Origin of the sequence: Shewanella maritima (assembly GCF_043643735.1) — a bacterium.
In the GTDB taxonomy this organism is placed as follows: domain Bacteria; phylum Pseudomonadota; class Gammaproteobacteria; order Enterobacterales; family Shewanellaceae; genus Shewanella; species Shewanella maritima_A.
On the sequence record NZ_JBHZSM010000002.1, the window covers coordinates 277,610 to 293,448 of the forward strand.

The following is a 15,839-nucleotide window of genomic DNA, read 5'->3' on the forward strand; positions in this document are numbered from 1 at the left end:
GGTGTCCTAAGTGAATGATTTTATATATCTAGTATGGATTATATTGCTAATGTTTGAAGGTTTATATTGAGCCGTTTTCCACAAAGGAGCAGATTAACGGATCTCTTTTTCAATGGCGTATATGTCGTCGTCAATAGATTCAACGCGAGACTCAAAAATAGCCCGTGCATCATGTAAGCCACGATTGTAGTAATATGCGCCCATTTGTTTACTAAAGAAGTCTAATAAAAACTCCGCATCAAATTGGCCCAACTCCTGATTCAGTTCACTTTCAAAATAAGTTTGCAGTTTATCGACCATCTGCTCTGTTTCAGCTGCGGTAAATTCAATTTTTGACATGATGATTTTGCCTAATATGTTATGCGGTTATTGAAAGCGCAGGATATGTTCCATAGAGAAACGGCTCACAATGGATATTTAAAAGCTAAATAGGAACTGATCGACTAGCTGATAATATTCACCTAAATGCGTTTTAAGTTGATCGGTTCTGCTTGTTTCAGACGTTAAATGTATCCGCTCAACCACTTCAGCCATTTGTGTTGCTAAAGCCTGTTTTTCACCGGTTAGGTTTTCAGTGAAATAGGCAACACTTTGCTCCAGTGTATAAGTGATAATGTGAATGTCAGCTGCGGCTTTTTGGTCAATTTGTTGCTTTGACATCATTTCAGCCGTTTTCATTAAGAAGACTTTTTTAGCCTGTTCCATGCTGGTGACTTCAGCGACTTTTAAGTGCTGTGTGGGCTTTTCTTCTGCCATATTCGATGCATGAATCTGTGTAGACATGAGTGCAACAGGTAAACCTATTACCAACAGTGCTGTGATTAATCGTTTCATGTTATCCATCCTTTGGTGAGGGCAAAATGCCTGTTACTCGGTAGTGTAAACTGTCTGCCTTATTTGGCTGAGCTAAAAGTTAGGTAAGCTCAGCTTAATGAGTACAGCCTTGGTTAATCCGAGCTGGGTGTATTTGAGTTGATACTGACTTGATTAAAATGCGGGTTTTCAACGCAAACTGCAAGCGTGGCGATGTCATCAAGTACGATTAATACTTTTTGTGCAGCCATTGCTAACTCAATACATTCCACACCAGCAGAATTGCGCTTGGTATCCATTGCGATACCGTGCAAGGTGTCACCCGAATTCATCGTCAACTTAATCGGGTAACGATAAAGGCAGGCTATTTCTATGTAGTCATAAGCTAGGCAGCTGCTCATTGGGTTGTTTGGTTTTTGTTGGTAGTGAGTTGATTATAGGTGATGGGCGCATGTCTCTATTTTGTCATGTGAAATTACTTTCGATGCCAATTTGAACGCTCGCATAAGGCGCCCATTACACACTTGCTATTATTTTGAGGCCATGTGCCGACTCAGCAAGCGTGTAATGGTTCGACTTTAGTGCGTTTGTTAGGCCTTTACTGTGAGAGGTACTTTTCCGCAAAGAAGTCATACATAAATGATACTGCACTATCTTCACTCCAAGAGTTTTCACCAGTGGTCAACTCTAATAGTCCAGCCTTAAATGTTTCGGTCTTCTTGAATTTTTCAAATTTTGAAATTTTATATCTTTCGAACTCTTCAATAGTAAAGTTGGTGCTCTTAACAATAATGCCTTTCTTTACTTCTAAAACACTATACTTGGAGTAAGTAGATCCGTAGCCCATATGTACATATTCAACTGATTCTCCTGTTGGGACGATTAATGCTCCTGTATACCATTTAGCTAAGATTTTTACCTGATTTGGAAATAAACTATCTAGAATACTTTTCTCAACCTCATTAAATGAGTTATCGCTATCAGGCCCATCTATACGGATCGTTACATCATCCAATATCAAATGATTTCCATCTATTCTCCAAGTGGCAATGTATCCTCGCCAATTTGAAGACCAAATATTCGCTTCTTCAGGCGGTTTCCAACCATTAATCTCTAGATAATCATCAAGGGGATTAGTTTGAAGAGGGTGGCTTTTATCGGAGATGATTATTTCATCAGGCTGTTGTGCCGTAGCGCTAGCAATGATAGGAGCTAGCGAAATGATAAAAATAAGCCTAATAATGTGATGCACGATGACTCCAATTTAACGCCCCGCATAAATGGCACAAAATAGTTGGCTACAATTTGCGACGAAGGAACACAAGCCAACTGTTTGTGTCCGCTGCTTTGATTCGTTTGTTATAAGCAAAATTTTACAGTTTTTTTATTGCCACAAGATTCCCGCCGGCACCGTCAGCAGTTATTACTAGCGCCAGCTTGATATCCGTACCACATTGAACAATGTTCCAATTCTCTGCAACCGAGCCAGAAACAATATGGCCTGATTTTTTAAAGTAAAGCTCTCCCATAACGGAAACATGTTCGACGCTGTTAGCTTTCCAAGATTTGCAGTGGAAGTTATTTAGGACATAAGTATCTATCGAATTAATTATATCTTGCCCTAATGCCTTCCCAGCAGAGCCAATCGAGCGCTTAGGGATTTCATGTTCTTCTTCGATTGTTGAGGCACATCCTGAAATAATAATTGCGGCAATGATTGATAACACAGCTTTCATTGAGCACTCCTTTGCTTATAACGCCCGATAAGAGACTAAAAATTGTTTGCTAAAATTTTAAGGCACGATAAACAGCAAACTGTTTTAGCTTTCTTGCTGATAAAATTCATAATCAAATTTCAGATAAAACACTTTGGATTCTGGAGAGTTTGTTGGAGCAGCTTTAAGAACTGCCTTGCCATCTTCAATACCGACAATATACATACTAATTCCATTAACCTTAGCTTCAAACCATGTATAGTCTGGTTTCGAAGATGAATGGATTTCTCTGCAATTTGGCGCTTTAAGTGATATTTCATCATCTCCAATTTGGAATGTTAGATGTGGAGGTGGCTTCATACCTTCGACTTGACGATAAGCCCAACCATTACCTCGGACACTACATTGGGTTCCATAATACTCTTCACAACTGTATTTGTAAGTAACAGGAGAGTGCCCCTCTACTTTAAGTGTCAACTCGTATGGGGAACTTACAGGTTTGCTATCACGCTTAATTTTTCCATCTAAACAGTTAACGCCCATTATGGCTACTTGACAACCTGATAGAAGAATTGCACTCAATATTAGTAGTAATCTCAACTGCTTCCCCCCTGAAAGCTAACATTTTAATAGTGCGCATGCGCACATAATGGGATTAACGCGCATGTGCATTAATTCTGAAGACTTTGAAATATGCTCTCGGTTAACTATTTGTATTTCATTAAGTTAACAAAGATTGAACTAATACACCATGTGGTAAATTGCGCAAAGCGTGAAAACTTGTTGTATTCACTATTTTATCGATATTGGTTAATGTCGTGATGTTTCGGCAGTTTTAAAATTATTTGCAAAAAGTCGTGGGTTTTCAACCCACACCCGACCAAGAAGGGATCAACAGCAATCCCCTCTTGGATCTCCCTTGCCGTTCCCGCGAAGTGCTGATCCTCATGCTACAGAGTTAATTCACTAGCGCCTCATAATCGCCATCCATGGCTCATCTGAGGCTATGTCGGCGTCCTGCCTCCATCACGTGAATTAACTCAACGCATTCGGGCACTTCCAAGGGAATAAGTTGAACCTGCAGGCGCATTTGATCTGTACTAATTGATTTGTGATTGTAGAGAAAATGAGGTGAAGCAGCAGGCATGTTTTTTCAGAATGCTCGCTCAAAGGTTTCTCAAAGCCAACTTAGCTTGCTAATACATATGCACCTGCAGGCTATTTTTCTCCGTTTGAAGTGTCCTGAAACAATAAGAAATTTTGCGTGAGCTCGACATGGATGTCGAGATAGCCTCAGATGAGCCATGGATGGCGATTATGAGGCGTTAGCAAAATTACTTAAATAGTTGAGGGAATAACACTTCAATGGAGCGCCGAGGGATTGTTAAGGGAGGCAAGCGCTTCCTCCCTTGACTCGGGTGTGGGCGAAGCGCCACGACGTTAATCCAAACGCAGTTTGGAAAAGTAATAATCTATTGTTCAAAAAGCTGCTCTACCGTTTTCATTGGTAAAAACATCCGAGTTCGACCATTTTGTTCACACAGCACTTCAAAGCCGAACTTGGTATAAAATGATTGTGCAGAATCAGTGAGGCAATCAACCACGATTGCGTAAGCTTTCATGTGATGATTCACTTCCCAAAGGTATTTTAATGCACGGATTAAACTGATTTTACCTAGCCCTGAACCATGAAATTCTTTATGAACGGCTAATTGAGCTAAGAGAAAAACTGGAATGGGATATTTAGGTAATTTTTTTGCTAACTTATCAGGTAACGTCTCTCGGCTGATTGAGCTAGGTGCAACACTATAAAAAGCGCAAATAGCCTGTTTTTGATTAAGCAGTGGCTGAGCGCTGGGTAGAACCATAGTACGACTAATACCCGCTTGCATATGCTTTGCAGCTTGAGTTTTGATGAAGGTGTTTAATTCTGGTTCACCACAATCAAATGAATTGCGATCATGCTCGGATTTACTAAGTTCAACGAACTCTTTTGCCCAACTCATTTAACGCCACTCTCATTAGTGAATTTTGCTGCTTCAAGTAAAGCTTGGTTAGGCGCTGTTGCTTTGTCACATGCCGTTATAAACTCATCAAAGACATTGTCTTTGACGACAATACTCTCGTGTTTAGCAATGACATGTGTAGCGTCTTCGTCCATGAGTCTCACCACATATTCAGTGAGGCTTTTAAGTCCAAGTAAAGCCGATGCTTTTTCTGCTTTTGCCTTAATCTCTTCATCAAGGCGTATATCTAAACGTGCTGATGCCATTATTCCTCCTATGTACGGAATATTTCCGTAATGGTGAGGATTATAGTGCAAATAGAAGGTTTGTCCAGTTTGTACGGAGGTTTTACGGAAGTTTCAAGAGGTGGTGATGTGGTGTGTATACGCACTTATTCTGAAGGTATTTGAAATGTGAGCAACGTTAGCTATATGTTTTTATTCAGTTAATAAGGGTTGAAGCAATGCACCATGTGGTTAATTGCGCAAAGCGTGAAAACTTGGTGTATTTAATTTTTTATCAATATTGATAAAGGTTATGGGCGCTTCGGCAATATTAAAGCTATTTATAAAAAGTCGTGGCGCTTCGCTCACACCCGACCAAGAGGGGATCAACAGCAATCCCCTCTTGGATCTCCCTTGCCGTTCCCGCGAAGTGCTAATCCTCATGCTACAGAGTTAATTCACTAGCGCCTCATAATCGCCATCTGATGTATATGGATATACGAATGTCGCGCTGGCATGGATGCCAAGGAGCGACCATGGCTCATCTGAGGCTATGTCGGCGTCGATAGGTAGGATATCTGAATGTCATGAAGTGCATGGATGCACGAGAATGACCAGCCTCCATCACGTGAATTAACTCAACGCATTCGGGCACTTCCAAGGGAATAAGTTGAACCTGCTGGCGCATCTTTAATAGCTAAGTAAACTACCTTTCGTTGTTCTCAATTGATGAGAAATTAAATTGAAGTTGCAGCCTACAATTATTCCCCGTTCCAAGTTGCTGAAATACGCAGATGAAAATACCGTATAACCATCATGGATGATGGTTAAAGCTCAGGGGCACATGGATGTGCCATCTGAGCTGTTAGGTATTTTTATTGGAGTATGAAGCTTATTCGCTTTGAAAGAATAACTTGGTTGGGGCGCTGAGGGTTTGTTAAGGGAGGCAAGCGCTTCCTCCCTTGACTCGGGTGTGGGCGAAGCGCCACGACTTTGATGTTTTACCAAAAGGCCAAACGGAGTTTGGAATAGGTACTTATCTGGCTAAACCACCAAACCAAACAAGGTTTGGGAAAAGTCATAACCAGTGACTTGGTTAAACTAATTCAACCAAATCAAACCAAACCAATCCAAACAAAGTTTGATTGCTTACTTCTTCCCTTTCGCCCTTTGCTGATGCAATTCCAACACAGGTTTCAAGAACCTCGCAGTATGCGATGTTTTATGCTTCGCAACATCTTCTGGCGTACCTGTTACCAGAATCTCACCACCACCTTGACCACCTTCTGGGCCTAAATCGACAATCCAGTCGGCGGTTTGAATCACATCAAGGTTGTGTTCAATCACCACAATGGTGTTGCCGTGAGACTTCAGCCTGTGCAATACATCTAACAACATTTGAATGTCGGCAAAGTGCAAGCCGGTGGTGGGCTCATCCAGAATATACAAGGTTTTGCCTGTATCGCGTTTAGACAACTCTTTAGCCAGTTTGACCCGCTGCGCCTCACCACCAGATAATGTGGTGGCGCTTTGGCCTAATCGGATATATGACAAACCCACATCCATTAAGGTTTGCAGTTTACGGGCAATAGATGGAATGGCATCAAAAAAACTGCGCGCTTCTTCAACGGTCATTTGCAGCACTTCATGAATGCTCTTGCCTTTGTATTTCACTTCTAAGGTTTCGCGGTTATAACGCTTTCCTTTACAAGAGTCACAAGGCACATACACATCAGGCAAGAAGTGCATTTCTACTTTGATTAAGCCATCACCCTGACACGCTTCACAGCGACCACCTTTGACGTTAAATGAGAAGCGGCCGACTAAATAGCCGCGGGTACGCGCTTCTTGTGTACCGGCAAACAATTCACGGATAGCGGTAAAAATACCTGTGTAAGTAGCAGGGTTTGAGCGCGGAGTACGGCCAATCGGACTTTGGTCAATGTCGACTACTTTGTCGCAATGATCCATGCCCTTAATGCTTTTATAGGGTGCAGGTTCATCCACTGTTGCGCCATTGAGCTCGCGGTGGGCAATTTTGTAGAAGGTGTCGTTGATCAAAGTTGATTTACCTGAACCCGATACCCCTGTGACACAGGTTAGTAAGCCAACAGGAACCGATAAATTGACGTTTTTCAGGTTATTGCCTGTGGCGCCTTTTAGCTCAATCAGTTTATTTTTATTGATTTTGGTGCGCTCATCACTAATGTGAATTTGCTTGGTGCCAGAAATATACTGGCCAGTCACCGATTGCTCGCAGGCGATGATGTCTTCTAACTGGCCTGCTGCAATGACTTCCCCACCATGTACACCCGCGCCTGGGCCAATGTCGATAATATGGTCAGCTGTGCGAATCGCATCTTCATCATGCTCAACCACAATCACGGTATTACCCAAATCACGCAGATGCACAAGTGTATTTAACAGGCGCTCATTATCACGTTGATGCAAACCGATTGACGGTTCATCCAGCACGTACATCACACCCACAAGGCCTGCACCAATTTGGCTCGCAAGACGAATACGCTGAGCTTCACCACCTGATAAGGTATCTGCCGAGCGAGACAAGCTGAGATAATTTAAACCGACGTTGACTAAGAAGCCTAACCGCTCACTGATCTCTTTTAAGATTTTTTCTGCAATTTGCGCACGCTGACCTTCAAAACTGACTTGGTCGAAATAGTCTTTCGCTTCGCCGATAGACCAAGTGGTGAGTTCGGGCAAGTTGATGTCGGCAATAAACACATTGCGTGCTTCTTCGCGTAAACGTGAGCCGCCACAGCTGTTACAAGGCTGCATATTAACGAACTTAGATAGTTCTTCACGCACCGAGTTACTTTCGGTTTCTCGGTAGCGGCGATCCATGTTATTTAAAATGCCTTCAAATGGGTGGTTACGTACTACCACGTCGCCACGGTCGTTGACATATTTAAAGGCAATCTTGGTTTTACCAGAACCGTAAAGCACAATCTTTTTCACTTTATCTGGCAGTGAATCGTATGACTGCTCGACATCAAAATCATAATGCTCGGCCAATGAACTGAGCATTTGGAAGTAATAAAAGTTACGTCTATCCCAACCTCGAATAGCCCCGCCAGCTAATGATAAATCACCATTTGTGACCACTCTGTCTGGGTCAAAAAACTGCTGGTGGCCAAGGCCATCACATGTTTGGCAAGCACCTGCAGGGTTATTGAATGAGAAAATACGCGGTTCGAGCTCAGTCATTGAGTAGCCACATAATGGGCAAGCAAAGTTAGCTGAAAACACGAGTTCTTCGTCGCTACTGCCATCCATGCTGGCTATTTTTGCGATGCCACCTGACAGCTCTAACGCGGTTTCAAATGATTCGGCGAGGCGTTGTTTTAAATCGCTGCGCACTTTGAAACGGTCAACCACCACTTCAATGGTGTGTTTAACGTGTAAGTCGAGCGTTGGTGGGTCTGATAAGTCGCACACTTCGCCATCAATACGGGCGCGTATATAGCCTTGAGCAGACAAGCTTTCTAATAGCTTAACGTGCTCACCTTTGCGGTCGTTGACTACGGGAGCGAGTAACATCTGGCGGCTGTCTGCAGGCAAATCGAGCACTTTATCGACCATCTGGCTGACGGTTTGTGCTGACAAAGGTTGCCCGTGAGTGGGGCAGCGTGGTTCACCAACACGCGCAAACAACAATCTTAAATAATCGTAGATTTCAGTAATGGTTCCCACAGTAGATCGTGGGTTATGCGAGGTGGACTTTTGCTCAATCGAAATAGCAGGGCTTAAGCCTTCAATATGATCAACATCGGGCTTTTCCATCAAGCTTAGAAACTGGCGAGCGTATGCAGACAATGACTCGACATAACGGCGCTGACCTTCAGCGTATAAGGTGTCAAAAGCCAGTGACGATTTACCTGAACCTGATAACCCTGTAATGACAATCAGTTTGTCTCGTGGGATCGTCAAATTAATGTTTTTCAGGTTATGGGTTCTGGCGCCGCGTATTTCAATTTTATCCATCAACTCACTCTTACTATTTTTACGACAAAACGGTGATCAGTATCGCATAGATTGTTTTGCTGTTTCACATCTAATTTACGGAATTAATCGTCACTACGATTACAACTAGGCCATAGTTCAGCTGTATGGTTAATAACTAGGTTTCTTGCTGGTATTTTCACCAGTGACAGAAGGGAAAGTCTGAAAAGGTGATTATATTAGTATTCTGTGATTTCCTTTTGAGCTAAATTCTTTTGCTGTGATAATATGCGCGTTTTACTGAATCTATCAAAGGGCGATTGCATGGCCAGTAATGGACTATCTGGAGTTGAGAAAAAAGTAGCGTTCTCGCTTGCTAGCGTATTTGGATTGCGCATGATGGGCTTGTTTATGATTATGCCTGTTTTTGCACTATACGGGCAGCACTTAGAAGGCTTTTCTCCGCTGTGGGTGGGTATCGCTATCGGTGCTTACGGTTTAACACAAGCCGTGTTACAAATCCCAATGGGTATGCTGTCTGACAAGTATGGCCGTAAGCCTATTATTCTTGCCGGCCTAGTGCTGTTTGCGATTGGTAGTGTGATTGCTGCTACCTCTGATCATATTTATGGTGTGGTGCTTGGCCGTGCTATTCAAGGCATGGGCGCTATCGCCGCTGCGGTACTGGCATTAGCTGCCGATTTAACTCGAGATGAACAACGCACTAAAGTGATGGCCGTTATTGGTGTCTGCATTGGCTTTTCGTTTGCGTTATCCTTGTTAGTAGGGCCGGTTGTTACTCAGATGGTGGGCTTAACAGGGCTGTTTTACCTGACCGCTTTGTTTGCTGTATTGGGCATGTTAATTGTGCAGTTCTTTGTGCCGAACCCTGTGACTCAAGCACCGAAAGGTGACACGGTGGCGACCCCAAGCAAACTGAAAAAATTATTATTTAACCCACAGTTATTCCGTTTAGATGCAGGCATTTTTATTCTGCATCTGGTGTTAACTGCGGTATTTGTTGCCTTACCTTTGGATTTGGTTGACGCGGGTCTTGCCAAAGAAAAGCACTGGATGTTGTACTTCCCAGCCTTTGTTGGTGCGTTCTTCCTCATGGTGCCGTTAATCATTATTGGGGTGAAGCGTAATAACAGTAAAACTATGTTCCAGCTGTCTTTGCTGATCATGATGTTAGCGTTAGCCACAATGGGTGTGTTTGCCGACAGCATTTGGGTGCTCAGTATTGCCGTTTTGCTGTTTTTTACCGGATTCAATTATTTAGAAGCGTCTTTGCCAAGCTTAATTGCCAAATTCTGCCCAGTGGGTGAGAAAGGCTCGGCTATGGGGGTGTATTCAACTAGCCAATTTTTAGGGGCGTTTTGTGGCGGTATGCTCGGCGGTGGTGCTTATCAATATTTAGGGGCGTCAGGTGTATTTTTTGCTGCATTGGCGCTCATGGTTATTTGGTTGATATTAAGTATTGGCATGGAGCAGCCAGTATTGCTTAAAAGCTATACGCTTGAAGCAAACATTCAAGATAAAGCCCATGCACAAGGCATGGCAACCGAGTTATCACAGCTTTCAGGTGTGGCAGAAGCAATCGTCGTACTTGAAGAAAATGTCGCCTATTTGAAGGTGGATGATAAATTCAATTTGAGTGAGGCGCGAGCTGTGTTAGGCTCTGTCAATTAGATCAATTTTTCGATCGCATATACGTTTTAAGCATCAAATTAGATAAAAATCTCAGGAGATTTCGATGGCCAGTCGTGGTGTAAATAAAGTAATTTTGGTTGGTAATTTAGGTAGAGATCCTGAAGTGCGTTATATGCCAAATGGTAACGCTGTAGCTAACTTTACTATTGCGACAAGTGAAACTTGGAAAGACCAACAAGGTCAACAGCAGGAACGTACAGAGTGGCACAACATCGTCATGTACCGTCGCTTAGCTGAAATTGCTGGTGAGTACCTGAAAAAAGGCTCTAAGGTATACATTGAAGGTAAACTGCAAACCAGCAAATGGCAGGACCAAAACACAGGTCAAGACCGTTACAAAACTGAAATCAACGCGCTAGAAATGCAAATGCTAGATAGCCGTAATTCAGGTGGTGATAACGCGGGCTATCAGAACCAAAACCAGAGCCAAGGTGGCTATCAGCAGCCGCAACAACAGCGTCCTCAGCAGGCACCAGCTCAGCGTCCAGCGCCTCAAGCGCAAGCACCGGGTTTCCAGCCTAAGCCTGCAGCACCTGCTCAAGGGCAAAACTTTGGTCAACAGCAAGCACCTGCTCAGCAAGCACCGCAGCAACAAGGTAGTCAAAGTGCTTACCAGCCTAAGCCGAATGCACCGCAAGGTAATTTCCAGCAGCAACAAGCACCTGCACAGCGTCCTGCACCTCAGCCGCAGCAGAATCAAAACCAAAACTTCACGCCTGATTTGGATGAAGGTTGGGATGACGATATCCCGTTCTAGATCTGGCTTTTCAATCTAGCAACTAAGTTATCAATTATATTAAGCCTGCTTTTTAGCAGGCTTTTTTGTGGTTGATATTTCGGGAGGATAGCCATCACAAACAAAATACTAGCTCGCGTGAGGCAGTTGCCGTTTGATAACGGTTTACTCAACATTTCTTAGCATTGGGCAATACTTATTAAAAAAGTGACTACATCTACTCTGCGATTGATTGTAGCGGTTTTAGGTCGACTAATTGCCATGATGAACCAAAAAAATCATTCATTATGTCATCTAAAATACCTTGTTGACGTAATGATTCTATGGCCTGTTTCATTTGCGGTATTTTGTCTAAGTGTGGCGACTTTTTAGACAGCTGCATCCATTGCTCTTTTTGACCAAGTACATAACTTTGAGTCAGATCGACTTTGCCCATCATTCCTTGAACTTCTAGCTGATAGGTGAGCATATGTGCACCACCTGCAACAGCATTAATCCTGCCAGCTTTTAGCATTTTGATCATTTGGTCGTACGACTTAATTTCGACAACTTTCATCCTTGGATCGTCATTAAACTTTGGGCTTAAGTGGCTACCTCTGAGCTTACCTATGGTCAGTTTAGTTAAATCATCATAATGGGATATTGTGTTACCTGATAATGGGATAACTGCAATATTGATACTGCGAATTTTAGCGACGTATTCGACAAGATGTGAACGTGATTGTGAGCGAAAAATGATGCCGCCATCATGCTGTCCTAACTCAATGCTTTTCCATATTCTTGGGTATGGCAGCATGATGAGGTCAAAGCATAGACCTGATTCTTTGGCTATTGCTTCAAGGTAGCTTGGTTGTGTGCCTGTCATCTCTCCTGATTCATTAATATAGCCAATTGGCGTGCTATTAATCACGTGAATGTTGAGGCAGTCCCCTTTGGCCAAAACTGCTTGGCTAAAAAGGCTGAGTAATAGTGTTAAACATATTAAGCCAAGTTGATTCAAATGACGTCCTTAAATTGTTGATGCATTAATATAAAGTAGCTGATAAGCCATCAAAGCTCTAGGTAAATAACAATATGAGTAACTACAAAGTTAATGTGCATAAAAAGTAAGGTGTGGCTATTTGCATGTATTGATATTTGCGTCAAATCGAGGCAAGTTATTCTTGAATTGAAAAATCGATTAAGGAAAATGATGAGCAATGTTCAATCAAGGATAGATCAAATCAATAAGCAAATGGTACTTGTGGCCGTAATGGAAGCGCCAGGCAGTTTACTGTTTGGTTTGGCGTTGTACGGTACGTTTGTTGGCTTTGGTGACGGCTTTTTACCCTTCTTACAAAATCCGATGTTGATTAATGCCATGTTTGGTTTTGGTGGTGTGATTATGGGCTGGGGTATGTATAAAACTATCCGCCTTGCGGCTGAGAAGAAGCGTATTTTGAGTGAAGCTGAATGAGTCGGCACTGATAATAAAACGGCGACACTGGTAGCAGTGTCGCCGTTTTTTGTTGTGTTAATCTTTAGTCTTTGGCTAACTTTCGACCATATAGCAACAGATAAATAGCCGGTAGAACAAATAAAGATAATAGTGGTGCGGTGATCATGCCGCCCACCATAGGCGCAGCAATCTTCTGCATTACCTCATTACCTGTACCACTGCCCCACATAATGGGTAACAAACCAAAGAAGATGGTTGCCACTGTCATGGCTTTAGGGCGAATACGCATTACCGCGCCATGCATCAATGCCGCAACCAAATCGCTGCGGTATTGATATTGTCCTCGGCGTTGGCGATCTTTGATGCTGTTGTTTAAATATACCTGCATCACCACGCCGAACTCTGCTGCGACGCCTGCCAAGGCGATCATACCGACAGACACAGCCACAGACATGTTAAAGTCCAAGAAATACAGCAGCCATGCACTACCCACCAATGAAAATGGTAGGCTCAACATGATCACCGACGCTTGTGCAAACGAACCAAAGGTCATCATAAGTAACATGAAGATCACTGCAATCATCAATGGAATGACTACCTGCATCTTGTCTTCTACGCGCTGCATGTACTCATATTGCCCTGCAAAAGTGTAACTGTAACGCGCAGGTAGTGTGATTTGCTCATCCAATGCGGCTCTGGCTTGCTCAATATATTCACCAATAGACACATCTTGGAGATCGACAAATACCCATGAGATTAATCGACCATTTTCACTGGCGAGCATGGGTGCACCATCTCGAATCGTCAGCGTGGCTAAGTTACCGAGCGGTAAGTATTTGCCTGTTTTGGTCAGTACGGGCAGTGCATTGAGTTTTTCAATGTTATCCCGTAAATCACGGGGGTAACGGATTGAAATTGGGTACCTTTCTTGGCCTTGAATCGATTGACCCACTTGCATACCACCAATCGCCATTTGCACCACATCTTGGATATCACGCAAGGTCATGTTGTAGCGCGCAGCGGTTTTTAAGTCTGGCTCAATATCAATGTACCGACCACCACTGGTGCGCTGGGCAAAGGCTGACATTGTGCCAGGGATTTGGCTGACGACAGCTTCAATTTCAGCACCTATACGTTGCAGCTCATCCACATCTGAGCCTGATATTTTAATGCCTACAGGAGTTCGTACACCGGTTGATAGCATATCAATGCGCGTTTTAATGGGCTGAACCCACGCATTGGTCATACCGGGAACGCGCACCGTTTGCTGCAATTCGGCAATGATCCCTTCCAGCGTCATGCCCTCACGCCATTCATGCTGGGGTTTAAGCATAATCGTGGTTTCCAGCATGGTTAATGGTGCAGGGTCGGTCGCTGTCATGGCGCGTCCCACCTTACCAAATACCCGTTTAACTTCTGGCACGGTTTTTATCAGGCGATCAGTTTGTTGCAAAATCTCGGCAGCTTTACCTGCACTGACACTGGGTAGTGTGGTTGGCATGTATAACAAATCGCCTTCTTCAAGCTCAGGCATAAACTCTGAACCCATTTTCGACAGTGGATAAAGCGCGCTGCCTAGAGCAATCAAAGCCAGCAAAATGGTGACTTTTGGAAAACGTAACACCACAGCTAAGCAAGGACGGTAAATCGCAATTAAAAAGCGACTGAGTGGATTCTTGTTTTCAGCAGGGATTTTTCCTCTGACAAAATAACCCAACAACACAGGAATTAACGTAATGGCGAGTATCGCTGAAGCAGCCATGGCAAAGGTTTTGGTATAGGCCAGTGGGTGGAATAACCGTCCTTCTTGCGCTTCTAAAGCAAACACTGGAATAAAGCTTAATGTAATAATCAGTAAGCTGAAAAACAGTGCAGGCCCCACTTCCACAGCTGCCTCTTTTACTAGCTGCCAATGTGCTTCACCTTGAGGTGTTTTACCTTGATGTTGCTCTCGGTAATGCTCTAAATGTTTATGCACATTTTCAACCATCACAATCGCGGCATCGACTACTGCACCAATGGCAATCGCAATGCCACCTAAGCTCATAATATTGGCATTGACGCCAATCGCATTCATGACAATAAAGCTGATCAGAATAGAGATAGGCAGCGAAATCACTGCGACCAGAGTGGAACGAGCATGCAGTAAGAAAATCAGGCAGATAATCGCCACGACCAACATTTCTTCCATGACTTTTTTGGTCAGGTTATCTACTGAGTTAAGAATTAACTCAGAACGGTCGTAAGTAATCACTAACTCCACGCCATCTGGCAAGCCGTTTTCGATTTCTTTAAGTTTGTCTTTGACATTGTTAATGGTCGTAAGAGCATTTTCGCCATAACGCATGACAACAATGCCGCCAACCACTTCACCTTGACCATCTAACTCAGCAATACCACGCCGAGCTGCTGGACCTTTTCGCAAAGTCGCCACGTCTTTCATGGTGACAGGGATGCCAGCTTCAGACACGATACCCAGTGGGATTTCCGCAAAGTCATCTAAGGTTTGTCGATACCCTGATGCGGTTATCATGTATTCGGCTTCGGCCATTTCGATCACTGAACCGCCGGCTGTGCTATTGGCGTTACCTAAGGCGTTTTTAATGGCCAGTAAATCGAGCTGATACAAGGCTAACTTGTGCGGGTCGACAATGATTTGGTATGACTGTTCCATGCCGCCGACAGTGGCAACTTCTGACACACCTGCAACACTTTGCAGCTCAAGTTTTAAAAACCAATCTTGCAGAGAGCGTAGCTGAGCTAGATCATGGTTACCTTTGCGGTCAACTAATGCGTATTGAAAGATCCAACCTACCCCTGATGCATCTGGTCCAAGCGTTGGAGTGACGCCATCGGGCAGCAAAGATTGGGTTTGAGACAGGTATTCCAATACACGCGAACGTGCCCAGTAAATATCAGTATTATCTTCAAAAATGATATACACATAGGAATCGCCAAACATGGAAAAACCACGCACTGTTTTGGCGCCCGGTACTGCGAGCATTGCTGTTGATAATGGGTAGGTGACTTGGTCTTCTACCAATTGCGGTGCTTGCCCAGGATAAGCGGTTTTGACAATCACTTGCACATCAGACAAATCGGGTAGCGCATCCAACGGCGTGCTGCGCATGGCTTGGTAGCCAATGACAGTGATCAGCACTGTCATGGCCAGCACCATAATGCGTTGCTTAATAGAGAACGCGATGATCTTTTCTAACATCATGAGCTCCT

14 protein-coding genes are annotated in these 15,839 nt (G+C 43.6%); 3 read left to right on the plus strand and 11 right to left on the minus strand.

The features are described from left to right. Nucleotides 1–93: 93 nt before the first annotated feature. From ACHUGF_RS03340 to uvrA, 9 genes are all read right to left on the minus strand, one after another. Entirely contained in the window at nucleotides 94–339 is a 246-nt protein-coding gene (locus tag ACHUGF_RS03340) for a DUF2164 domain-containing protein (protein ID WP_394129362.1), read from the minus strand. 78 nt (nucleotides 340–417) lie between these two features. Continuing rightward, complete coding sequence (locus ACHUGF_RS03345) at nucleotides 418–834, minus strand: DUF6746 family protein (RefSeq protein WP_394129363.1); 417 nt, start codon at nucleotides 832–834, stop codon at nucleotides 418–420. 113 nt (nucleotides 835–947) lie between these two features. Next, nucleotides 948–1,214: a Rho-binding antiterminator gene (locus tag ACHUGF_RS03350; RefSeq protein WP_394129364.1), complete on the minus strand. Its 267-nt coding sequence runs from the start codon at nucleotides 1,212–1,214 to the stop codon at nucleotides 948–950. 197 nt (nucleotides 1,215–1,411) lie between these two features. After that, nucleotides 1,412–2,065 (minus strand): hypothetical protein, encoded by a 654-nt coding sequence (locus ACHUGF_RS03355; protein WP_394129365.1) that lies wholly within the window; start codon nucleotides 2,063–2,065, stop codon nucleotides 1,412–1,414. Between the two features lie 121 nt (nucleotides 2,066–2,186). Beyond that, nucleotides 2,187–2,549 (minus strand): hypothetical protein, encoded by a 363-nt coding sequence (locus tag ACHUGF_RS03360; RefSeq protein WP_394129366.1) that lies wholly within the window; start codon nucleotides 2,547–2,549, stop codon nucleotides 2,187–2,189. Between the two features lie 84 nt (nucleotides 2,550–2,633). Further along, the gene (locus ACHUGF_RS03365; protein ID WP_394129367.1) at nucleotides 2,634–3,071 is read right to left on the minus strand and encodes a hypothetical protein; all 438 of its coding nucleotides are present in this window, start codon (nucleotides 3,069–3,071) and stop codon (nucleotides 2,634–2,636) included. Nucleotides 3,072–4,000: 929 nt separating this feature from the next. Further along, entirely contained in the window at nucleotides 4,001–4,534 is a 534-nt protein-coding gene (locus tag ACHUGF_RS03370) for a GNAT family N-acetyltransferase (RefSeq protein WP_394129368.1), read from the minus strand. Beyond that, entirely contained in the window at nucleotides 4,531–4,800 is a 270-nt protein-coding gene (locus ACHUGF_RS03375; protein ID WP_394129369.1) for a type II toxin-antitoxin system TacA family antitoxin, read from the minus strand. Before ACHUGF_RS03375 ends, ACHUGF_RS03370 begins: the two co-directional genes overlap by 4 nt. A gap of 1,107 nt (nucleotides 4,801–5,907) precedes the next feature. After that, nucleotides 5,908–8,763, minus strand: coding sequence for an excinuclease ABC subunit UvrA (gene uvrA / locus ACHUGF_RS03380; protein WP_394129370.1), 2,856 nt, complete (start codon nucleotides 8,761–8,763; stop codon nucleotides 5,908–5,910). A gap of 282 nt (nucleotides 8,764–9,045) precedes the next feature. Between uvrA and ACHUGF_RS03385 the strand changes: the two genes are divergently transcribed. Together ACHUGF_RS03385 and ACHUGF_RS03390 are read left to right on the plus strand one after the other, a co-directional pair. Then, complete coding sequence (locus tag ACHUGF_RS03385) at nucleotides 9,046–10,413, plus strand: MFS transporter (RefSeq protein WP_394129371.1); 1,368 nt, start codon at nucleotides 9,046–9,048, stop codon at nucleotides 10,411–10,413. 64 nt (nucleotides 10,414–10,477) lie between these two features. Next, on the plus strand, nucleotides 10,478–11,191 hold the full coding sequence (locus ACHUGF_RS03390; RefSeq protein WP_394129372.1) for a single-stranded DNA-binding protein: 714 nt from the start codon (nucleotides 10,478–10,480) through the stop codon (nucleotides 11,189–11,191). A gap of 196 nt (nucleotides 11,192–11,387) precedes the next feature. On the opposite strand, the gene ACHUGF_RS03395 is transcribed toward ACHUGF_RS03390, so the two are convergent. Then, the gene (locus ACHUGF_RS03395; protein WP_394129373.1) at nucleotides 11,388–12,170 is read right to left on the minus strand and encodes a substrate-binding periplasmic protein; all 783 of its coding nucleotides are present in this window, start codon (nucleotides 12,168–12,170) and stop codon (nucleotides 11,388–11,390) included. Nucleotides 12,171–12,362: 192 nt separating this feature from the next. Between ACHUGF_RS03395 and ACHUGF_RS03400 the strand changes: the two genes are divergently transcribed. Beyond that, nucleotides 12,363–12,626, plus strand: coding sequence for a hypothetical protein (locus tag ACHUGF_RS03400; protein WP_394129374.1), 264 nt, complete (start codon nucleotides 12,363–12,365; stop codon nucleotides 12,624–12,626). A gap of 64 nt (nucleotides 12,627–12,690) precedes the next feature. Here the strand turns inward: ACHUGF_RS03400 and ACHUGF_RS03405 are convergent, their stop codons facing one another. Then, nucleotides 12,691–15,828 carry an efflux RND transporter permease subunit gene (locus ACHUGF_RS03405; protein ID WP_394129542.1) on the minus strand — a complete coding sequence of 1,046 codons (3,138 nt, stop codon included), beginning with the start codon at nucleotides 15,826–15,828 and terminating at the stop codon, nucleotides 12,691–12,693. Nucleotides 15,829–15,839: the final 11 nt, after the last annotated feature.